A 20,393-nucleotide genomic window follows, 5' to 3' on the forward strand; every position below is an offset into this window, starting at 1 on the left:
ATTATGGCAATTAACTAAATATGAAAATTATCCGAAATAACTTTTCATGCGCCATTGCGCGCCTCTTGGCTATGAAATTCCATAGCCTGATATGGATTTCGCTCGCCGGCCTGCCGATGGCCGCGTGTTCTAAAAAGCAAGAAATCCTAATTTCTGGGTCTGAGACCATGAAAGACGCGATTCAGCTGCTCGCGAATGGTTTCAACAAAAAGCAGAATAAGTTCGAAGCGAAGGTGGGCGGCGGCGGCTCGAAGGCTGGCATCGAAGATCTGACGCTCGGCCGCATCGACATCGCCATGACTTCGAACGAGATTAAAGAAACCCACCTTGAGGCGCTCGCCGACATCAGTAAATTCGAAAAAGTCGAAATTGGCTACGACGGGCTTGCGATTGTGGTGAATCCACAAAACCCGCTGAAGCAGATTCACCTCAGCCAGTATGCACAGATTCTTTCGGGCAAAATCACTAACTGGAAAGAGCTGGGTGGCCCCGATATGGCCATCTTGCCGGTGCTGCGTAACCGCAACTCAGGCACCGAGGCGTTTGTACGCGAGCATGTGCTGCGCCGAAAAGATCTCGGCGAAGCGGTTTATGGTGCATTCAAAAATACCGAATACGTAACAACGGCGACAGTCAAACGCGATAACCGTGAGATTTTGGATTTTGTCGCCAGCAATGCAGGAGCGATCGCGTACATGGGCGTCGGCGTTGCGAAATCTGAAGGCAAGGGCAAGGTACGCATCGTCGAATATGCGCTCAACAAAGAGGGCCCGTTCATGTTACCAACCGTCGAGAACATTCAAAAGGGCCAATACCGGCTCGCACGCGCGCTCGCTCTCGTCTATGTACCCGATAATGCCCGCAAAGATGCGTTTGTCGCTTATGCTCTCAGCGAAGAAGGCCAGAAGCAGATTCTTGAATACGAATACATGCAGGCTGCCCCGAACACGGTTCTCGTGATCGAGAAGCGCAACGCGGAAAAATAAAATGCTGATGCCCGCAAACCCTCTGATGTCTCACCAGAATGCGCCGAGCGCAGTGCTGCTGATTCGTGGCGGGCGCATTGCGGCGTCGATGCTTGAAGGCAAACTCTCGAAACTGGGCCTGACAGTGCCCTATGCAACAATTCTGACCGCCCTTCTCGAACACGGCTCGAAATCGGCCACCGACCTCTGCATTCTCACGATGCGTGAGCGCGCGAACATGAGTGTACTTTTGGGCAAGCTCAGAAAAATCGAATACGTTTCTGAAACACCCAACCCACTCGACGCGCGCAGCCAGTTAATATCGCTCACCGAAAAGGGCCGCGAACTCGCCGTCGAATGCCGCCAGGTGACGAATGAAGTCTCTGAAATCATCGACAACTTTTTGCAGTCGCAGAGCGAAGACCCTCAGAAGTTCAAGGGAGCACTCAGCGAATTTCTCGGCAAGTTTCATTCATTGTACGTATAAACCAGCAGCGCCCTCCCTTTGTGCTTACCGCTCATTGCCCGGTCGCGCACTGCCTTCACTGCGCGCGCCATATAGGTTGTGTCGATGGTTATCTGCCAGAGCGTACTGTATTCGGCCGCGATCACTTTAAGTTCATCGGTCGTGCTGGCAAAGCCTGAAAATACATAGTCGTTCAGAAGCTCAAACCGTGATTCATGTTCAGGCGCCAAAAGATGGATTGCCCGCTCAATTGCGGCTGCATTCTCGAGCACAGCAACTCCGCAGATTTTCTGGTTCTCGTGCGCAGCCTGCAAGAAACCCGCGCAGGTCGTGCCGGTCGCGCAGGCGATAAAGACATGCTCAAACCCAGACGCCTCGCGCGCCCAGTCTTTGACTCCCGTGACGCCCTCTGCGCCGAGGCCGCCTTCGGGCACAAAGACTGCCTCGCGCCATGGCGCATCGGGCACCAGAGCCGCGCGGTCAGCGGTCGACACCGCCTCACGCAGCTCACGGTATGCCGCGCGGGATACAAAAGATAAATCCACCCCCTGATCGAGAGCAAAGCGAAGCTCGGCCGAATGCCTCGTGTAATCTCTAAGCTCGTCGCCGCGAATGATCGCATGCGCCCGCAGCTGTTCGCGCCGGCTGAGTGCGGCGAATGCACGCAGGTGGTTTGAATGCGCCCCGGCCATGGTGATGAGCGTACCAGTCGACCGTCGTTTTGCGCTTTCAAGATAACCGCGCAGTTTATGAAATTTGTTACCGCCAAGGTGCGGCGCCGTTTCATTTGACTTCAAAAGCCATAGGTCGAGGCCCCATGGGTTGGGCAGCTGCAACAGCATGGGCCACCGCAGGCAAAGCTTTCAGGCTGCAGTTAAAAATCATATTATGGCTTTTCGGCGTGTCTCGTGAGCAGAGCCGTGCCTTTGTATGCGCACCGCACTAAAGACACTGCTTTTTGCCACGACCTTCGCGGCGTCTGCGCAGAAAGTAGCCCCCGAATCAGCCTATGAGAAGGCGCTCGCGTACTTTGAACAGAAGAACTTTGACGCCTGCATCACCGCGATTCGCCCAGCAATAAAAGACCCTTCGACAAGCTCAGGGCAGGCGCAACTCAGGGTGCTCGTCGCCCATTGCCACGCAGGCAAGAAAAACTATGCCGATGCCATCGCACACCTGCGCATCGTTGCCGATGAAAACGAGGCCCGCACCGACGTGCGCGAAGATATTGTCGCTCTGCTGCTGGCGCAGGGCAAATACCGTGAGGCGCGTAAGGTCGGTTACCGCTACGCCGCGGCCATGAAAGAAGACGGCAAGCCTGTTCCCGCCGCACTCACGCTCAATGTGGCACGCGCCGAACTCGGTTATGGCAAACCTTCTGCAGCGCTGAGTCTCGCGCGAGAAGCAAAGCAGAGCGACAATGCAGAGATCAAGTACGGGGGATTAATCACCGAGACGCGCGCGCTGATCGCGCTCGGCAACCTCGCCGAAGCAGACATCGCGCTGAGTTATGCCGAGTCTATGCGCGACGCAGATGTGCACGCAATGTTGCGTGCCAATATTGCTGAACTGCAATGGGCGCAGCAGAAGTTTCCCGAAGATAAGCGCGCCGATGTGGTGGCAGCCTACGAGAAGCTAGGTCGCTCAGAAAATACGGAAATCAAAACAGCGGCAACACGCAACCTTGAACGTGTCAAAGCCATCAAAGCGCCTTGAATCAACTAAATCAAAATATTTCTGCCGGCGCAAAAACTGCTCTCGGCACCAAGAGCGACCTGGTGTCGCGTGCCGAGGACGTCCATCCAAGGACTGCCCTAATCCATTTCGGCTGCAGGCTGAACCAGTTCGAAAGCGACGGCATCAAGGCAAACCTTGAAGACAATGCGCACACGCTGACGCAGAATCTGCGAGAGGCAGATTTTGTCGTCGTGAATACCTGCACGGTCACCAACAAGGCAGATTACAAGAACCGTGCGGCGATTCGCCGCGCGCACCGCCTCAACCCTCTTGCGAAAATCGTGGTGACAGGTTGTTATGCGACAACCGATGCCGAAGAGCTGCGGTCGCTGCCTGGCGTCTACCGGGTTGTCTCGAACGACCAGAAACACCGTATTGCAGAAGTTATCGCCGGCGGTGAGGCAGATAGCTCAAACAACCGCTTCTTTTTTTCGTCGCGCCACGATTTCAAGAGCCGCGCGACGCTCAAGATTCAAGACGGCTGCAACAAGAGCTGCAGCTACTGCAAAATTCCGCAGGCGCGGGGGCGCGGTGTTTCGCGCGACACGCAGAACACGCTTGATACGGCGCGCGAACTCATCGACGCTGGCTTTGGCGAACTCGTGCTCACAGGCGTCAACATCGGCTGGTTCAACGATAACGGCACGGGTTTTCACGCGCTCGTTGAACAGATTCTGAATTTGCCCGGCGATTTTCAGCTGCGTATAAGCTCCATAGAACCCGGCGATGTCGACGAAAGATTCGCGGCATTTTTTGAGCACCCGAAGATGGCAAAATTTCTGCATATTCCGCTGCAGTCGGGTTCAAAGTTCGTTCTGCGCACGATGCGCCGGGGGTACACCCCCGACAACTTCATGCGCCGCATCGAGAAGGTTCGCGTGCTCTGCCCCGATGTGCACATCGGTACCGATGTGATTGTCGGCTTTCCCTCAGAGGGTGACGCCGAGTTCGCAGAGACGCTGGCATTCTGCCGCGAGGCTGATTTTGCCAACATTCATATTTTCCCGTTTTCAAAGCGGCGCAACACACCGATCGTCGATTGGCTGTTGCGGCGGCAAGGCAGTGCGCCCGCAACCCGGCGCGAATACAAAGAAATTCACGGGGCAGTTATTCGCGAACGTGCGGCAGAACTTTCGCGCTTAAAGAAGTCGATGGCCGACGCCTATATCGCGCGCATGTCTGGCAAAACCTTTGCGGCTATCGCCGAACGTATTGAGACTGACACGGTTCATTTTCTGACAGAAAATTATCTGCGTGGCGTCATGCCGCTCTCTGAAATGCCGAGCCTAAGGCGCGGCCAGCGCTTCTTCATCGAGTGGTCGGCCCAACGGCTCGCCCCTGAAAAAAGCCTGCGCGAACGTATCACTCTTTGACGGTCATGAAACTGCAACTCGGTCAGGTCGCGGTCGTCGTCGCCGATTATGGCGAGGCGATCAGCTTCTACACCGAAAAACTTGGCTTTACTCTCACCGAAGATACGCAGCTCAGCGACACAAAACGCTGGGTCGTGGTGACTCCCCCGGGGTCTGCGTGCAGCGTGCTCATCGCCAAAGCCGTGACGCCTGAACAGCATGCAGCCATTGGCAACCAAACCGGCGGGCGGGTGTTTCTGTTTCTTTATACCGACGACATTGCCCGCGATTTCAGAAACTTTTCAGAGCGGGGAGTTACGTTCGTGCGCGAACCGGCCGCGGCTGAATTCGGCACCGCCGCAGTTTTCAAAGACCTCTACGGCAACCTGTGGGATCTGATCGAACGCCACTAAAGCATCAGAACTTTTTCATCAGGCCGACCTTGTCGCTGCGATGGTCTTTCGTGGCGCGCACGGTTTTTACCCATTCATGATATTTCAGATTCGGCGGCGCGCGGTGAACCGAATCAGAGAAAGAATAGTTCTCTTCTTTCTTAAGTAATAAGTGCCCGAGCTCATGCAGCCATAACCAGGCAATCGCCTCTTCTTTTTCCGTCGCTGTGAGAGCGCCGCGCTCTGCTATAAAGAAAGGCGAATCTGACAAGAACGGATACGCTCCCAGCATGCCCGCGCCCTGGTAAGGCCGGTAGGCATTGTTCTCCACGAACGCACTCGTCACACCGCCGCGCGCGATAACATAGAGCGGCATGCCATTGTCTGCGCCGATGATGCCGACATTCGTCAGCACAAAGTCGAATTCTTTTTCACCTTGCAAGATTGTCGACCAATGGCCAAACGAATACCATGCCTCTTCTTGCCTGTTGGTGGCACTGAGCAGGGGCCTGCCGGTCGCATTTTTTTCAGCATAGATCGACGTTAACTTCTGCAAGAACACCCGGCTCGCAGCCGCAGGGTCTGTGTCTTTACCCAGGTATTCTGCCAGCTTTTCAGTAGAGTGTTTCTTGAGTGCCGCCGCAATCGTTTCTGCCACAAGCGCGTCTCGGTTCGGCGCAAACCACGAAATCAGAAAGGCCACTGACGGAAAACGAATCGGTGTCTCAGCGAAACGCGGGCCCACAGCGGCAAAAAAATCTGCAATTGTTTGCTGCCGCGTTTCTGTTATCTTGAGATCGAAACCATAGACGCGCCGCGCCAGCGCTTCGACGCTTGCATAGACACGCTGCCTGCCAGCGACATCGAGAGTTGGTAAATGCGGATTTTCAACGTATGCAACATTCAGTTGAACAGGTATGTTCTTCTGTACCACCCGCAATTCTGGCAACGCTTCAAGATAGGCGTCATAAGCAGCCTCTTCTTTTTTCAAATCGACTGGCTTCTTGCATGCGGCAAAGGCAAGAACTGTCAGTAAGAGATAGCGTTGCATGGGGCTGTCTACAAAGTTGCTCCGGAGACGAAAACGCTAAATTTATCTTCGTACGCATAACGCGGCGCGCCATCAGGCCAAGCGACACTACGTGAGATTCTGCAGCAGCACACGTACCGGGCTTTTCAGATCGTCTGGCAGGTCGGCGTCGCCATCGGTTTTGGCATCCCAAACCCCGATACAAGACGGGCAGCCGGCCTCACAGCTGCATTGTTCAACCGTCTGCCGCGCGAGCGCAAAGAGCGCGTCGTAGTTGCTGACCAGCTTGTGCGAAAGCCCCACCCCACCGGGATAATTGTCGTGAAAGATGATGGCATGGTCGCCAAAATGCACGTCGCGGTAACTTGACGAGACAGAAATATCACGGCGGTCGCAGAGCGCCACGAGCGGCGCCAGCTGCCGCAAAAGGTAAGCGAACCGGGTGAGCAGCGCGCTCATGAAATTCGCGGGTATTTGTGGCAATGCCTCGGGCAAAATATCAAGCCACGCGCCCTGTGTATGCATTTCAATTTCAGGCGTGTGTATCTGCCCCCAACCCAGATTTTCTGAAGTTTCAATCTTGATCTTCTTATAGAGGTATGCCTGTCGGCGCAGCGTAACCTCGCCCCAATGCTGCGTCAGTTTTTTTTCGGTACGCTTCTCGTCGAGATGCAGAATACTGCGGTGCACCTTTTCATGTGCATCGGTGTAATAATCTGATTTAACTTCAGTGACTTCAGCACGGCGCTCATCCCACTTGAGAATATTCACATAATAGTGCCGGCCCGCATGCATATAAATTGCTTCGTCATGAATAAAGAGCGGCGCCGAGAACAGATCAATCTCGCCGATTACCTTTTCATTGCCCGCGTGAGTTTTATCGACAATGACAAAGTTGTCGGTCGCAGCAGAGCGCAGCGACACATTGGCAGCCGGGTACGTGTCACTCGTCCAGAAATAGGTGCCACCTTTTTCGAGCACGACCCGCTCTTCAACAAGGTTATCCATGAACTGATCCACCGGGTACTCGCCGAACTTGTCGCCCTGCTGAAAGCGCAGCTCGTACGCGGCGCATTTAATCTGATCTTGATAGATAAGAAGATTGTCGGGGTTCACAATCGCCGCTTCGCCTTTACTTTCAAACAGATAGTCAGGGTTGCGCATCAGGTATTGATCGAGCGCCGAAGGCGAGGCAATCAGCACCGCGAGCGACGGTTCTTTTTTTCTGCCCGCGCGGCCGAACTGCTGGTAGAGCGAGCTCATGCGCCCGGGGTAACCTATCGATATGACGGCGTTTAATGCCCCTATGTCTATGCCCAGTTCAAGCGCATTCGTCGACACGACACCCAGCGTCGTGCCTTCGCGCAGCGAACGTTCAACCTGCCGGCGTTCGAGCGGCAGAAAACCACCCCTGTAACCACGCACCTTGCGCGCAAGACTTTCGGGCAACCGCGAGCGCAAGAACTCGGTCAGAATTTCGACGCGGTTGCGCGAGCGCGCGAAAAATATCGTCGGTATGTTATTGCGAATAAGCCCCGAACCGATGCGCGCCGCAGCCTTATAAGGCGACTCAGCAATTTGCAATTTTTCGTAAAAAGGCGGATCGTAAAAGAGAAAATATTTTCTGCCCTCGGGCGCGCCCGATTCTGTGATCGCGTTAAACTCACGGCCCGACAACTGGTTGGCCAGTTCTGCAGGGTTCGCTATGGTTGCCGAGCAGAATATATAGCGTGGGCCACGCGACATGGAGGTCGCAGGGTCGCCGGAGCCAGGGATGGCGGTAAGGCGACTGGGCTTGTAATGTTCGAGCAGGCGGTTGAGTCGCCGCAGCACATTCGCCACATGCGAGCCAAAGACGCCGATGTAGGTGTGCATTTCATCGATGACAATCGTCTCGAGGTTCTCAAAAAATGACTTCCAGATTGTGTGGTGCGGCATGATACCCGAGTGCAGCATGTCGGGGTTCGTGAGAATAAAATCACCGGCCTTTCTGACCGCGCGCCGCTCTTCTTCAGGGGTATCACCGTCAAAAGTGTTCACGTTCCACGACATGCCGAGCGCATCGGCATAACCCCGGTAGGCAGCGAGCTGGTCTTGCGCGAGCGCCTTGGTCGGAAACATAAACAGGTGCTTGCCATTCGGGTTTTTGAGTTTTGAATGCAGAATCGGCAGAAGGTAACAGAGCGTTTTGCCCGAAGCTGTCGGCGTGGTGACGACAAAGTCTTGCTGTGCGAGATAAAGCTCTACGGCCTGCTGCTGGTGCGAATAGAGTTTCTCTATCCCCCTTTCTTTTAAGACCCGGCGAAGCTCGGGCCCTAGTGCCTTGGGTATTTCTGCGAATTTTGCGGCTTTTTCGGGCCGCTCAATGAGTGCACGAATATTTGCCGACTCACTCCTGCGCAGCGAGTCGAGGTATTGTTCAAGATTCATAGTTCTTTGAAGTCATAAGCAATATGAAACAACGCGCGGCCGGGCACGACCTGAGGGTGAAGGTGCATGCCGAGAATGAACCCTGTCTGTTCTGAAAGAATTTCTGCACGGCGCTCGCCAAAAAGATCGGTGATAAAACCGAGCGGCTGCCCTACAGCGACGCGTTCACCAGGTGCAACCTGCGGCATAAACAGCCCGGCGTGCGTTGCGCGCTGCCACACCGCTTTGCGGTAATACCCGGTCGGATGGTCGGGGACGCCAATTTCAGTATCAAAACGCGCAGAGACTTCAGCCAGCACACCGCGGTCGATCGATTCGAGTGAGACCAGAATCTGCAGAAGCAGGCGCAAACCACGCCGCAGAATGTCTTTTTCGAACCGACCGGTTTCACCGGCTTCAATCAGAAACACCGGCTTACCTACTTTGCCCGCCTCTTTGCGCAACGAGCCTGCGACGCCCGAACTTGTCAATACCACCTGACCTTCAAGATTTCGTGCCCACTCGCGCATCGTTTCATCTTTCATGTTACCGCGCAGGTGCGGAAAGTTCCAGCGGTTATAGCTGCCCGAATGCACGTCAACGATGTAGTCGGCCTGCGCGACGAAATTCGTCCACAAGAAGTGCGCCAGCCGCGCGCCCTCAGAGCCGTCTTTGAGCCCGGGAAACATGCGGTTGAGGTCGCGGCGGTCGGGCAGATAGCGCGAGTGGTTGGCGTAACCCATGAGGTTCGCCACCGGCACCAGGCAAAGCGACCCGTTGATCTCTGTGCCCTGCAAAAGGTTCGCGAGTTCGTGCAGCATGCGCACGCCGTTGAGTTCGTCGCCGTGAATGGCAGCAATGATCGTTACTTTGCGGCCTGGTTTCGCCCCGTGCGCAAAGAGGTAGGGCATCAGCCACGAACGCTGCGAGCCATCTTCTTCAAAGGGAATAAAATTTTTCAGCCATTCGCCGGGTGCGAGCGCGGCGGCAAGTTCTGAGGGCGAATGCACTCTCGGCGCACGCTGACCGGGCATATTTGCGTCAAATGCTCCCATTTTTGATCCCAAAATTATGTCTCTTACAGGCAGCAAGGCTGGCAAGACAAGCACTAAACCATTTGCCCTCGGCGCGGGCAAATGGGGCGCAAGAAAATAAGTTTGACCGCGGCGCCCGATATGTACGTCTAAACACTAATGAAAAAACTTAAACTTATCGCCATAATGGCAGTTCTGTTGGGCGCCGCCGCGCCCGCGTTTTCAATCGCACAGCTTGGTGTGCAAGGCAACTACACCAGCCTGACATTCGATTCGTCGACTTCTTCGGGTTCCGTTTCGAATAAATACTCAGGTGTTGGCTTTGGTGCCTTTGCACGCTTCACCGCAGGCATTCCACTCCTGATTACTTTTGGCGCGGGTCCCTTCATGGATTACGGCACTATCAAGGGTGGCCCTGCGACCGCCCCCGAATCGACGCACCTTCGCGTTGGCGGTGAATTGGTCGTCTACGCAGATGTCGTTGGCAATATTATAGGCGTAGTACCATACGGTCGATTTGGTTACGGCTACGAGGGCAACTCAACAAAAACAACTATTGGTACGGTAACCACAGATTATCTCTACTACGGCAGCACGGGCCACACCCTGTTCGGTCTGACGCTCAAGGTCCTGCCCCTAATTTACGTTTTTGCTGAGGGTGGCATTCAATGGAGTTCTTTAACAGTTCCGAGCGAAATCAAGGCACTTGGAGTCTCTGATGTAAGCACAACCGGCTGGCGCGCGTCGATCGGCGCAATGCTCTGGATCTAAAAGTTCAAACCAGGTAGGGTCGCGCATGCGACTCTACCTGCATTCCGACAACCCCGAACCCAGGCTCGTCAAACAGCTTGTCGAAAAATTAAAAGGGGGATCTCTACTCGTTCTGCCAACCGATACCGTCTATGCATTCGTCACGCTGGCGCAGAACAAAGACAGCATCGCGCAGATTCAGCGCATCAAAGATTTACCCAAACACAAGGCGCTGACGCTTTATTGCCGCGACTTTTCGCAGATGAGCACCTACGTGCGCACACAGGGCAACCAGCTCTTTCGCTTTATGAAAGATATTCTGCCGGGGCCTTACACGTTGATCTTCGATGCGGCAAAAAGCCTGCCGCACTATGCGGTCACCAAACAAAATACCGTCGGCATTCGTATCGTTGAACATCCGCTGATTGCTGCGCTTCTGGCACAGCTCGATCTGCCGCTGATGGGCAGCTCGCTCGACCTGCCGCCCGAAGATATGCATGACTTTGAAGAGATTGCCGATCGCTACGAAAGCCGCGTCGATGCAGTCGTCGAGTGCGGCCCTGTCAGCGGTGCGTATTCGACGATTCTCGACGTGCGCACCTGGCCGCCGACTCTGATACGCGAAGGCCTCGGGGCCGTACCCGAAGGTCTGCCCGAGGCATAATGCCTCAACCTTGAGGCCTGCGATAGACTGCGAGTGGCCCCGGAGCCTGGCAGGTCGGCATAAGTTCAATGCTGTTGATGTTGACATGCTGCGGCTGCAGAACCGCCCAATCGACGCATTCGGCGATGTCGGCGGGCCTCAGCGGCTCTGTGCCGGCATAGACAGACGCAGCCTTAGCCGCATCACCGTGAAAACGCACCTGTGAAAATTCGCTGCCACCCGCGAGACCCGGCGCAATATGCGTCACGCGAATGCCGTGCTGGGACAAATCGGCCCTGAGATTTCTCGAGAGCTGCTCGACGAATGCCTTCGTCGCGCCATAGACATTGCCACCGGGGTAAGCATAGCTGCCGGCAACCGAGCCCAGCATTACTATGTGGCCACGACCACGCGCCACCATGCCAGGCGCAATGAGCCTTGTCAGGCGGGCAACCGCAGTGCAATTGGTTTCGATCATCTGCTGCCAGTCTGCCCACTCGGCCTCATGCGCAGGCTCGAGTCCGAGAGCCAAACCCGCGTTGTTAATGAGGATATCGACCGCGGCGAAATCGGCGGGCAAATTCGCGACGGCATCGCTGAGCTGCGCACTCTCGCGCACGTCACAGCCGATGGCATGGCACTCGGTGTTTAATTTTCCCGCGAGTGCCTGCAGCCTTTCGAGGCGGCGTGCCAACAGAACGAGTTTATATCCTCGTGAAGCAAATTTCTCTGCAATCGCGGCGCCGAAACCGCTTGAAGCACCGGTAATGAATGCAATTTTTTTATCTGTGTTGATGGCAGAGAACCTCAGAGAACAAATTAGAGAACAAATTTAAGTACAAATTTTCTCTTCTGCACATTCTGCCAAGGGCATTTCATTAAAAAATTCAGTAATAATACGTATAGACAAGCGCAGAAAAATGGCATAGATAACAAACGAAAGGCGGTCATTAGTTAAGAGATGCACAACCCACCAGAAGCCGATGCAGCAGCCAAGGCGCGCAAAATTATCGATCACGCACAATTGCACCAGATTACCGAGAAACTGTTTTCCCGTCTGCCGATTCACATCGTTGAAAATAACCAGAAGAATCCGGCGCGCGCACTACAGTATGTACACCCGCATCTCGAGATTCTACACCAGATGGCGCCGGCGCAATCGCGCACGCTGCTCTTGACGAAAGACGACCATTCGATGATGCTCGAATGCAGCGTTATCAGCAGAACCGATAAGGGCACTGAAATTCTCAAGCCGCTGCGGCTCTACCTGACAAAGCGCGGCATTCGCCATGAAAACCGCGTGGCCATTTCGGGCAGCGAACTTGCGGGCCAGGTGCGCAATGTGATTCCGCATCCCGAATTTTACCGGGTGAACGCAGGCACGAGCAGCGGCCGCGATGCAACGCTGTTACAATACGCAAATGCCATTAAAGAGCTCGTGCCAGAGTGCGTGGTGAAGTTCGAGCTACAGCGCACAAACCGACTGACCGTGCGCATGAAAAAGCTGCAAGAATTTAACCTTCCGGTTTTTGCACCCGACATGACGCGGCAGAGGCAGGGCGACGAACAAAATGTTGTTGCGATGCCGCATAGTGAATATGAACAGGTTATGCGCTCCGACGGTCTGCCGGGCGACTATATCGGCGAAATTTGCGAGCCGCTGCGCTATCGTGGCGTACTGATTGTCGGTTATGTGCAGGTATTCAGTACACGGGCGCCGCTGAATATCAGCCAATACCATACCGTGCGGCAACTGATGCGGCGCCTCGAGCGCGATCTCGACGCCAAGAGGTGTTACCCAGATAACCCGATATCGGGTAAAATCGTCGACGTGAGCCACGGCGGGTTAGGGTTTATCTACACCGGGCAGCGCAGCGTTCTCTCGACTGCCGGCGTCGGCGATAAGATCGTGCTCGATGCGCACTTCGCAGCCGAAAACGTCGCGACTTTCAGCGGCAAAATCATGAACATGACCTCGCTTGAGAACGGCCGGCGTTACGGCATTGAATTTGAAGGCCTCTCAGAAGCCGGCGAAACCGCACTCAAAGCCATGCTCTAACAGGTTCCCGAAAAAGGAACCTGTTAGCAGGCGAACGGAACCGAAAAAGTGAAAAGCAGCAAAGTCGCTTTGCTTCAAAGCGACGACGCGCTTTAGCAGTCGTTTGCGCTGGCAAACGACGAGGCTTTTCACTTTTTCGGGAGTTCTTCCGGAGCCTGCGAAAGCGAATAAAAACTGCCTGTTACTTTGCCGGGTTGCGCTTTTCGCCCTGTCGCAAAATCGCATTGCAGCACTATGTCTTACCCCTTTGCCGAAATCGAAAAGAAGTGGCAACTCTACTGGGAAAACAACCAGACTTTCGCGACCGGCGAAGATTTATCAAAACCTAAGTATTACGTGCTCGATATGTTCCCTTATCCGTCGGGGGCGGGGCTGCACGTCGGCCACCCCGAAGGCTATACCGCAACCGACATCATCGCGCGCAAGCGCCGCATGCAGGGCTTCAATGTGCTGCACCCCATGGGTTGGGACGCCTTCGGCCTGCCCGCCGAGCGCTACGCGATGCAGACGGGTATTCACCCTAAGGTCACGACAAAACAGAACATCGACAACTTTCGCCGGCAGCTGAAATCGCTCGGTTTTTCGTATGACTGGTCGCGTGAAATTGATACCACTTCGCCCGACTATTACAAATTCACGCAGTGGATATTTCTGAAACTCTTCAACTCTTGGTACGATGCTGCTGCGAAAAAAGCGCGCCCGATCTCTGAACTGAAAATACCATCAGACCTCGAAGGTGATGCAAAGAAAAAAGAACGTGAGGATTTCATAGCCAACCATCGCCTGGCATACATCGCAAATATGCCCGTCAACTGGTGCGCAGAGCTTGGCACTGTTCTGGCTAACGAAGAGGTCGACGAATGGGTCGGCAAAGGTTACAAGGTCGAACGCAAACCGATGCGCCAGTGGATGCTGCGCATCACAGCGTACGCCGAGCGCCTGCTCACCGATCTCGAACACGTTGACTGGCCCGCAGGCACACTCGAGCTGCAAAAAAACTGGATTGGCCAGTCAACCGGCGCGCTGGTACACTTCGGCATCGCGGGATCCCCCGAAAAGCTGACGGTATTCACCACTCGCCCCGACACGCTTTACGGCGTCACCTTCATGGTGCTCGCCCCTGAACATCCACTGGTCGATAAAATTGCTGCTGATTCAGCCAAAGCCGAAATCGATGCTTACCGCAAAACAACGGCGCTCAAGACCGATCTCGACAGACAGCTCGACGCGGCAAAAAAAGAGAAAACGGGCGTCGCCATTGGCGCGCACGCAATGCATCCCGTCACTGGCGAAAAGATTCCGCTGTACATCGCCGATTACGTGCTCATGGGTTACGGCACGGGCGCCATCATGGCGGTGCCTGCACATGACGAGCGCGACTTTGCGTTTGCGCAGCAATTTTCGCTTGATATTCGACAGGTAGTTCAACCGCGCGAGAGCGCGGCAGAACTACCCGTCACTGAAGACGGGGTCGCCATCAACTCACCCATCTTCGACGGACTCAAGACGCCCGAAGCAAAAGAAAAAATTATTGCGCATCTTGAAAAAGAAAAACTGGGTGAGCGGCGTATTCAGTACAAGCTGCGCGACTGGCTTTTCTCGCGACAGCGTTATTGGGGCGAACCCGTGCCGGTGAGTTTCGACGCAGACGGCTTCATGGTCGCAGAAGAAGAGAGCGCTCTGCCGCTGCTCTTGCCCGAGAGCAAAAATTTTCAACCTGCAGGTACGGGCGAATCACCGCTCGCCAACCTGCCTGATTGGGTGAACCATGAAAAAGGCGGCCGCAAGCTGCGCCGTGAAACGAATACGATGCCGCAATGGGCGGGCAGCTCGTGGTATTACCTGCGCTTCGCCGACACGGCGAACAAAGAAAGGTTCGCCTCAGCAGAAAAAGAGAAGTACTGGCTGAATGGCGGCGTCGACCTCTATGTCGGGGGCGCCGAACACGCGGTCTTGCATTTGCTCTATGCGCGCTTCTGGCACAAAGTGCTCTACGATCTGGGTTACGTGACATCGGTCGAACCGTTCAAGAAGCTGGTGCACCAAGGCATTATTCTCGGCGAAGACGGTAGCAAAATGTCAAAGTCGCGTGGCAATGTGGTCAACCCCGACACCGTTGTGGCCGAATATGGCGCCGATACCTTCAGGCTATACGAGATGTTCATGGGGCCTCTGGAGCAGATGAAACCGTGGCAGTCGAAGAGCATCGAGGGCATCTACCGGTTTCTGGGACGCGTTTACCGTCTGTATTTTGGCAATACCCACAGCGATGAGAATGCGCCGGCGCAACCGACGCTGAGCGCCAAACTATTGGCTGCCCCTGCCGATGAGAAAGCGGTGCTGAAAGTATTGCACCAGACAATCAAAAAGGTCAGCGATGATATCGAGACTCTGTCACTCAATACGGCGATTTCGCAGATGATGATTTTCGTCAACGAAGCCTACCGCGTCGAGTCGATCGGCAAAGAAGCGGCAGCAACCTTTGTCAAACTGCTTTCCCCTTTCGCGCCGCACGTGGCTGAAGAAATCTGGCAGGCGCTCGGTGAAAAAGGCAGCATCGCGCTTGCGCCATGGCCGCAGTTCAACGCCGAATACCTGGTCGAATCAAGTTTCGAGGCAGTGATACAGATCAACGGCAAGATACGTGGCCGCACCGAGCTTGCAATCGGCATCAGCGACGCGGATTTCGAAAGTGCGGCACGCAGCGTCGATGCGGTCAAAGCGGCGCTTGAAGGTAAAACCGTACGCAAAGTTATTGTCGTGAAGAACAAAATGATCAACTTTGTGGTAGCGTGATCTGTTCGGGGCAAGACCCCAAACAGATTACGCAATAGCTATGGATAAAGCTGCGTTACGCGATCACTTCAAAGTGTTATCTAAGGCGTTCTTCGCCGCACAAGACGCTGGCACGCTCGCCCAAATTCACGCACGTATTGCTTTGAGCTTGAGGTCCTATGCAGAGGCGAGTTTGTCTTTAGCCGAGCGCCAGGCGACGCTCATCGCAGTCTACACTCCCATGAGAGTCGAGCTCCCCGCGAGGCAAATTGTCGAGGCATCGCAGGCATTTGCGAAACCTGCATTTGTTTACCCGCAGGTTGATGGTGAGAAAATGTGGTTCGTCGATGATGCGGGCAAACTGGCTGAACCTGAAATCGTAATTGTTCCCGGCCTCTTCGTCGATCGCCAAGGCAACCGTCTCGGTCGCGGTAAAGGTTATTACGACCGTTATCTTGCGAGTTCAGGCATTCCCAAGCCGCGCCGTATTTTTCTGGGTTATAAATTTCAGTTTGTCGATGAGGTACCGGTTACGGCTCACGACGAGCCCGTAACTCCGGTACGCTATGGCGACTAACGGGTCAATGCCGCGCTAGTCAACCCGGTCGACACGTTCGAGAATTTGCTGCTGCGTCAACCCGATGCTGCGAAAAAACCGCGTATTTTCATCGTGCACTTTTTGCAGGTAACGGTTGTTCTCTAGCTGCAAAGCCCGAAAGTCGGCCCGCCAATCACGCTGTTCACGAGTTCTGAAAAAGTCGATCAGAAAGAACAGCAGGCCCAGCGAAAGACCGACGATCATGGTCGCGGCAACGGTAATCAAAGTTTCAATTGCCATAATCTGCTGTCCTCGGTTGCAATCTACCATCCATTTCAGCGCCCGTCAACATTTTAACTCGGCCGGTAGGTGTGGTCGCTGATTGCGAGTGCCTGCGCTGAAATGCAGAATTTCTGCGCCTTTTGGTTCTCTTTCGAAACCCAGCGCTGCTGAAATAGCTCGCCGGTGACGAGAATCTGCATGCCCTTCGCCAGCAACGGATAAAAGAGTTCTGCCATCTTGCCCCAGAGTTCAATCTGAATGAAGTTGGCATGTGAGCCCTCTTTATCGGTCTTGCGCTGCGTTTCAAAAAGCAGCGCAAAGCTGATCACTGTCTGGTCTTTGACTGTCTTCTTTTCAACGTCTGTTGAGATACGCCCTGACAGCTGAATCCAGTTCCACTGTGTGCGTGCTTTACCGACATCTTTGCCGGCTTCGGTGGGCGTCGATTCGCCGCCGAGTTCGTCTTCTAATGTGTTCATAGTTTCCTTCCTTTTTGAGTGGGTTTTTCCCCCTCTAAATACTAAATACCAGAAAAGGCCGTTTTTTTCTCACGCGGATTGATATTTTTCTTGTTTACGCTTGCCGGGTAAAAGCCATGCTTACGGCAATGCCGCCGAAGAAAAAATCTAAATCCTCATCTGCTAAGACAATCGTCGTGGTCGGCGCGGCACTCGCAGGGCCAACCGCCGCCGCGCGTGCGCGCGAAGTTGATGAGCATGCCCGCATTATTCTGCTCGAACGCAACACGCGGGTGAGCTATGCGATGACGGGGCTCTCGCTGCACCTGAGTGGCGAGGTTGCGTCGCTCGAAGAGTTGAACCGCGAGCGTGAAGATTTTTTTCAATCGGTTTACAATATTGAAGTGCGTACGCGTACCGAGGTTGTTCAGCTCGAAGCGAAGAAAAAGCTGCTGCATTTGCGAGATGAAAAGGGCGATTCGACCCTCCCATACGACCGGCTGATTTTTGCTGCCGGCGCGTCGTCTCTTCACCCGATTGGCCTGAAGGCCGCTGAAAATTTTCGCTATTTCAGAACTCTCGACGACCTCGCCGCGATACGGGCGCAACTCGACAGCGGCGCGCGGCGCTTTGTCATTCTCGGCGGTGGCTCGATGGGCGCCGAAGCACTCGACGGCCTCGTTCGCGGCGGCGCCGATGTGACTCTGGTTGAGAAAAAGCTGCGCTTCTTGCCCGACTACGCGCCAGAAATTTCATCGATTGCCACCGCAGCGCAAGAGCATAAGGCGCGCATCGTCGCTGGCTTCAAACACACCGATTTCGAATATAAAGACAATCGCATCGTGGCCGTGAAGGTCGATGGCATGCGCATCGACACCGACTTCGTGGTTGGGGCAATTGGCGTGCGCCCGCGCACCGAGCTTTTAAAGAAAGCAGGCGTCAGGCTTCTGGGCGATGGCTCGATCGCCGTGAATGAACGCTGCGAGACGAATGTCAAAGACGTCTATGCGTGCAGCATCTGTGTGAGCGTGCCAGACGGCAAAGAGCATGTTTATATTCCGCAGGCGGCAGTCTCTGATAAAACAGCGCAGGTCGCGGGTGAAAACGCCGCGGGCGGTAAGGCGGTGCTGCGCTCGATGACTGCGAGCCAGATCATTCGCCTGCCCGGTATCGAGGTTGGCCGCGTCGGCTTAACCTGCTCACAGGCGATGCGCAAATTTGGCAAGGCGAACATCGGCTCGGTATTCGTGCACGGCCGTAACACCGAACCCTACATGCCTGGCTCTGAAGGTATCAGCCTCAAGCTGTTTTACCACCGCAAAAAGAAACAGGTGATTGCGCTCGAAGCGGCCGGCAAAGACATCAAGTCACGCCTCGACACCGTCGCAGCCGCACTCGCAGGCGGCCTGACGCTGAACCAGCTCGCCATGCTCGACCTTGCGTACACCCCCGCTTATGGCACGGCGCGCGACGCGCTCAACGTCGCCGCAACGGTCGCGCTGCAGAAAGAAGCAGGCCTCACCGCAACGACGAGCTACGAAGAGATTCGTGCGGCGCGTGCCAAATATTTTGTCGTCGACGTTTCTCTCAAAGCACGCCACGCCGGCTTTCACGACATGCATATTCCGCTTGAAAGACTGCGCGAGAGCACCGGGCAGCTCGCCGAGAAGTTCAAGAAATCGCGCGCCAAAATTGTGGCGACGCTCAGCGAATCGGGGCGGCGCGGCCACCTTGCGATGCGCATTCTCAAAGCCCGCGGATTCACCGCCGTCAACATTCTCGGCGGCAAAAAAACCAGCTGATGCCCAAGGTTAGCGAAATCTATTTTGCCGCGCCGGTCGAAGCCGACCGGCAGGTATTTTCACCCGCAGACGTTTTTGCGGCGGGCGAGCAGAACCACCACATCTCGAACACCGCATACCCGATAGTGCACTCGCAGACCTTTAAACCCTACAGGCTCGAACGCGCGCTGCACCGTGAGACGGTCGAGCGCGCGTTTGCCGACGCCCCCGACATCTGCCTCTATTCCCATATACCATTCTGCGAAACGCGCTGCTTTTTCTGCGAATACACAGTCGTCGGCAAATCTGAGCTCGAGCGCACGCGAGACTACATGACCGCGCTCAACCGCGAAACCGAAATGTACGCAGAGCTGCTCGGCCCCCGCACTCTGTGGGGGTGGGATATAGGCGGCGGCACGCCGTCTTTTCCCCCGGCTGAATTTATCGCCGAGCACATTGATGTGGTGAAGCACAACTTTCAGCTCAGCCCCGATTTTGCGATCAGCATTGAGACCACGCCGCGCATCGCTTCGCTCGAACCCGATAAAATTCACGCATACCGCCAGATGGGCATTGAGCGCATCAGCATGGGCGTGCAGGTGACGCAGCCCGACCTGCTAAAAGCGCTCGGCCGTGACACAAATGGACTCGAACACCATTACCGCGCCACCGAGCACATTCGCGCCGCGGGCTTTGAAAAATTCAATCTCGACCTGATGTATGGCTTCGCCGACCAGTCACCCGAATCATGGCGCGCGACTCTCGAACACGCGATTCGCCTCGACCCCGATTACATCACGCTCTACCGCATGCGCTATAAGCTCACACGCATCTCGCACCAGGCCGAGCGCGTCACTCTCGACATGGCGCGTCAGCACGCGAAGATCGCGAAAGAAATGCTGTTCTCGGCGGGCTACTCGGCAAACCCTGGTAAGAACACCTACAGCCGCACCAGCGGCGACACGGGCACGAGCAAATACCTCACGCACCGGGTGATCGAAGGCCGCCCCTACCTGGGTCTGGGCCTTGGCGCGCAGACCTATTCGCCGACAACGATTGCCTATAACTCGGGCGCGGCCGGCAAAAACCTCACGCCCTACCTCAGAGATATCGAAAAAGGTCTCTTACCGATTCAAGACCTGTATGATCTGCCCGCAGCCCACATGATGGCGAAAATGATCGCGGTGAGCTTTTATTTCGGCGAAATCAACCTGACAGCTTTCAAAGAGCGCTTTGGCCAAAACCTCGAAGAAGCGTATGGCCCTGCGGTAGAGTTCGCGATATCAGAAGGATTGATGAGTTATACAGAATCGGTCAACGGCCGTGAAATTGCGCTCTCTGGCAAGACCTGCCTTTCTCTGACAGAAAAAGGCGCGCGCCATTTTAATGGAACTATCGCACTTTTCTTTGCCCCTTCGGTGCAGGGTTATTTGATTCGGCCTTCGAGCACCTCAGGCCCCGCTTCGAGCACCTCAGGCCCCGCTTCGAGCAACTAGGAACGGCGAGACTGCGTCGCAGCCCCAAGCCAGCGCCACGGCCGGTCGCTGAGGCGCTCGAAGCGATCGACGACGCCCCCTTACAGGCTCATGAAAAAGCGGCCTGAAGCAGGTTCCGGAACCTACTAAATCGTCACTTGTTTTTTGCGCCGCACAAGATCCCATAGAATTTTTTTTGTCCGGAATTTGTTGACTTTTCAGTCGCCGTGCGTCTAATCAACACAGG

The 20,393-nt window shown here is 55.1% G+C and carries 19 protein-coding genes; 12 read left to right on the top strand and 7 right to left on the bottom strand.

Annotation, left to right across the window (positions count from 1 at the left end; all coding sequences use genetic code 11):
* Window positions 1-20 precede the first annotated feature (20 nt).
* Window positions 21-986 carry a phosphate ABC transporter substrate-binding protein gene (locus TURPA_RS00945; RefSeq protein WP_014801406.1) on the top strand — a complete coding sequence of 322 codons (966 nt, stop codon included), beginning with the start codon at window positions 21-23 and terminating at the stop codon, window positions 984-986.
* A gap of 1 nt (window position 987) precedes the next feature.
* Window positions 988-1,452: a MarR family winged helix-turn-helix transcriptional regulator gene (locus TURPA_RS00950; RefSeq protein WP_014801407.1), complete on the top strand. Its 465-nt coding sequence runs from the start codon at window positions 988-990 to the stop codon at window positions 1,450-1,452.
* Here TURPA_RS00950 and TURPA_RS00955 read toward each other — a convergent pair.
* Window positions 1,434-2,273, bottom strand: coding sequence for a pyridoxal-phosphate dependent enzyme (locus TURPA_RS00955; RefSeq protein ID WP_014801408.1), 840 nt, complete (start codon window positions 2,271-2,273; stop codon window positions 1,434-1,436). The genes TURPA_RS00950 and TURPA_RS00955 overlap by 19 nt on opposite strands.
* Window positions 2,274-2,361: 88 nt before the next feature.
* Between TURPA_RS00955 and TURPA_RS00960 the strand changes: the two genes are divergently transcribed.
* The 3 genes from TURPA_RS00960 to TURPA_RS00970 all read left to right on the top strand — a co-directional run bounded on the left by TURPA_RS00960 (window position 2,362) and on the right by TURPA_RS00970 (window position 4,933).
* Window positions 2,362-3,147 (top strand): tetratricopeptide repeat protein, encoded by a 786-nt coding sequence (locus tag TURPA_RS00960; RefSeq protein WP_014801409.1) that lies wholly within the window; start codon window positions 2,362-2,364, stop codon window positions 3,145-3,147.
* A 62-nt stretch (window positions 3,148-3,209) separates the two neighbouring features.
* On the top strand, window positions 3,210-4,541 hold the full coding sequence (gene mtaB / locus TURPA_RS00965; RefSeq protein ID WP_157210344.1) for a tRNA (N(6)-L-threonylcarbamoyladenosine(37)-C(2))-methylthiotransferase MtaB: 1,332 nt from the start codon (window positions 3,210-3,212) through the stop codon (window positions 4,539-4,541).
* 5 nt (window positions 4,542-4,546) lie between these two features.
* Window positions 4,547-4,933: a VOC family protein gene (locus TURPA_RS00970; protein ID WP_014801411.1), complete on the top strand. Its 387-nt coding sequence runs from the start codon at window positions 4,547-4,549 to the stop codon at window positions 4,931-4,933.
* A gap of 4 nt (window positions 4,934-4,937) precedes the next feature.
* Here the strand turns inward: TURPA_RS00970 and TURPA_RS00975 are convergent, their stop codons facing one another.
* The 3 genes from TURPA_RS00975 to TURPA_RS00985 form a co-directional block, all read right to left on the bottom strand.
* Window positions 4,938-5,963, bottom strand: coding sequence for a hypothetical protein (locus TURPA_RS00975; RefSeq protein WP_014801412.1), 1,026 nt, complete (start codon window positions 5,961-5,963; stop codon window positions 4,938-4,940).
* An 87-nt stretch (window positions 5,964-6,050) separates the two neighbouring features.
* Window positions 6,051-8,372, bottom strand: a complete 2,322-nt coding sequence (locus tag TURPA_RS00980; RefSeq protein WP_014801413.1) for a DEAD/DEAH box helicase — start codon at window positions 8,370-8,372, stop codon at window positions 6,051-6,053.
* Window positions 8,369-9,361: a succinylglutamate desuccinylase/aspartoacylase family protein gene (locus TURPA_RS00985; protein ID WP_157210345.1), complete on the bottom strand. Its 993-nt coding sequence runs from the start codon at window positions 9,359-9,361 to the stop codon at window positions 8,369-8,371. The genes TURPA_RS00980 and TURPA_RS00985 overlap by 4 nt, the downstream gene beginning before the upstream one ends.
* Before the next feature lie 183 nt (window positions 9,362-9,544).
* On the opposite strand from TURPA_RS00985, the gene TURPA_RS00990 reads away from it, so the two are divergent.
* A complete protein-coding gene (locus TURPA_RS00990) occupies window positions 9,545-10,156 on the top strand; it encodes a hypothetical protein (protein ID WP_014801415.1) in 612 nt (203 codons plus the stop codon).
* A gap of 25 nt (window positions 10,157-10,181) precedes the next feature.
* Window positions 10,182-10,799 (top strand): L-threonylcarbamoyladenylate synthase, encoded by a 618-nt coding sequence (locus TURPA_RS00995; protein ID WP_014801416.1) that lies wholly within the window; start codon window positions 10,182-10,184, stop codon window positions 10,797-10,799.
* 4 nt (window positions 10,800-10,803) lie between these two features.
* On the opposite strand, the gene TURPA_RS01000 is transcribed toward TURPA_RS00995, so the two are convergent.
* Window positions 10,804-11,610, bottom strand: coding sequence for an SDR family NAD(P)-dependent oxidoreductase (locus TURPA_RS01000; RefSeq protein ID WP_217157674.1), 807 nt, complete (start codon window positions 11,608-11,610; stop codon window positions 10,804-10,806).
* Window positions 11,611-11,739: 129 nt separating this feature from the next.
* Between TURPA_RS01000 and TURPA_RS01005 the strand changes: the two genes are divergently transcribed.
* The 3 genes from TURPA_RS01005 (at window position 11,740) to TURPA_RS21195 (ending at window position 16,189) form a co-directional block, all read left to right on the top strand.
* Window positions 11,740-12,837, top strand: a complete 1,098-nt coding sequence (locus TURPA_RS01005; protein WP_014801418.1) for a PilZ domain-containing protein — start codon at window positions 11,740-11,742, stop codon at window positions 12,835-12,837.
* A gap of 234 nt (window positions 12,838-13,071) precedes the next feature.
* Window positions 13,072-15,633 carry a leucine--tRNA ligase gene (gene leuS, locus TURPA_RS01010; RefSeq protein WP_014801419.1) on the top strand — a complete coding sequence of 854 codons (2,562 nt, stop codon included), beginning with the start codon at window positions 13,072-13,074 and terminating at the stop codon, window positions 15,631-15,633.
* Between the two features lie 220 nt (window positions 15,634-15,853).
* Window positions 15,854-16,189, top strand: coding sequence for a 5-formyltetrahydrofolate cyclo-ligase (locus tag TURPA_RS21195; protein WP_157210346.1), 336 nt, complete (start codon window positions 15,854-15,856; stop codon window positions 16,187-16,189).
* Window positions 16,190-16,204: 15 nt separating this feature from the next.
* On the opposite strand, the gene TURPA_RS01020 is transcribed toward TURPA_RS21195, so the two are convergent.
* The gene (locus tag TURPA_RS01020; RefSeq protein ID WP_014801421.1) at window positions 16,205-16,450 is read right to left on the bottom strand and encodes a hypothetical protein; all 246 of its coding nucleotides are present in this window, start codon (window positions 16,448-16,450) and stop codon (window positions 16,205-16,207) included.
* 53 nt (window positions 16,451-16,503) lie between these two features.
* Window positions 16,504-16,911, bottom strand: a complete 408-nt coding sequence (locus TURPA_RS21200) for a single-stranded DNA-binding protein (RefSeq protein WP_014801422.1) — start codon at window positions 16,909-16,911, stop codon at window positions 16,504-16,506.
* A gap of 128 nt (window positions 16,912-17,039) precedes the next feature.
* On the opposite strand from TURPA_RS21200, the gene TURPA_RS01030 reads away from it, so the two are divergent.
* Window positions 17,040-18,692: an FAD-dependent oxidoreductase gene (locus TURPA_RS01030; protein ID WP_014801423.1), complete on the top strand. Its 1,653-nt coding sequence runs from the start codon at window positions 17,040-17,042 to the stop codon at window positions 18,690-18,692.
* Complete coding sequence (locus TURPA_RS01035; RefSeq protein ID WP_014801424.1) at window positions 18,692-20,167, top strand: coproporphyrinogen-III oxidase family protein; 1,476 nt, start codon at window positions 18,692-18,694, stop codon at window positions 20,165-20,167. The genes TURPA_RS01030 and TURPA_RS01035 overlap by 1 nt, the downstream gene beginning before the upstream one ends.
* Window positions 20,168-20,393: the final 226 nt, after the last annotated feature.

Origin of the sequence: Turneriella parva DSM 21527 (assembly GCF_000266885.1) — a bacterium.
In the GTDB taxonomy this organism is placed as follows: domain Bacteria; phylum Spirochaetota; class Leptospiria; order Turneriellales; family Turneriellaceae; genus Turneriella; species Turneriella parva.

Bases quoted from the DNA above. Each gene is read 5' to 3' on its own strand.
- TURPA_RS00980 (WP_014801413.1), bottom strand. From the start codon at position 8,372: ATGAATCTTGAACAATACCTCGACTCGCTGCGCAGGAGTGAGTCGGCA.
- TURPA_RS00990 (WP_014801415.1), top strand. From the start codon at position 9,545: ATGAAAAAACTTAAACTTATCGCCATAATGGCAGTTCTGTTGGGCGCC.
- TURPA_RS00995 (WP_014801416.1), top strand. From the start codon at position 10,182: ATGCGACTCTACCTGCATTCCGACAACCCCGAACCCAGGCTCGTCAAA.
- TURPA_RS01020 (WP_014801421.1), bottom strand. From the start codon at position 16,450: ATGGCAATTGAAACTTTGATTACCGTTGCCGCGACCATGATCGTCGGT.
- TURPA_RS00945 (WP_014801406.1), top strand. From the start codon at position 21: ATGAAAATTATCCGAAATAACTTTTCATGCGCCATTGCGCGCCTCTTG.
- leuS (WP_014801419.1), top strand. From the start codon at position 13,072: ATGTCTTACCCCTTTGCCGAAATCGAAAAGAAGTGGCAACTCTACTGG.
- TURPA_RS01030 (WP_014801423.1), top strand. From the start codon at position 17,040: ATGCCGCCGAAGAAAAAATCTAAATCCTCATCTGCTAAGACAATCGTC.
- TURPA_RS01005 (WP_014801418.1), top strand. From the start codon at position 11,740: ATGCACAACCCACCAGAAGCCGATGCAGCAGCCAAGGCGCGCAAAATT.
- TURPA_RS00955 (WP_014801408.1), bottom strand. From the start codon at position 2,273: ATGCTGTTGCAGCTGCCCAACCCATGGGGCCTCGACCTATGGCTTTTG.
- TURPA_RS00960 (WP_014801409.1), top strand. From the start codon at position 2,362: ATGCGCACCGCACTAAAGACACTGCTTTTTGCCACGACCTTCGCGGCG.
- TURPA_RS21195 (WP_157210346.1), top strand. From the start codon at position 15,854: ATGAGAGTCGAGCTCCCCGCGAGGCAAATTGTCGAGGCATCGCAGGCA.
- TURPA_RS00970 (WP_014801411.1), top strand. From the start codon at position 4,547: ATGAAACTGCAACTCGGTCAGGTCGCGGTCGTCGTCGCCGATTATGGC.
- TURPA_RS00950 (WP_014801407.1), top strand. From the start codon at position 988: ATGCTGATGCCCGCAAACCCTCTGATGTCTCACCAGAATGCGCCGAGC.
- TURPA_RS21200 (WP_014801422.1), bottom strand. From the start codon at position 16,911: ATGAACACATTAGAAGACGAACTCGGCGGCGAATCGACGCCCACCGAA.
- TURPA_RS01035 (WP_014801424.1), top strand. From the start codon at position 18,692: ATGCCCAAGGTTAGCGAAATCTATTTTGCCGCGCCGGTCGAAGCCGAC.
- TURPA_RS00975 (WP_014801412.1), bottom strand. From the start codon at position 5,963: ATGCAACGCTATCTCTTACTGACAGTTCTTGCCTTTGCCGCATGCAAG.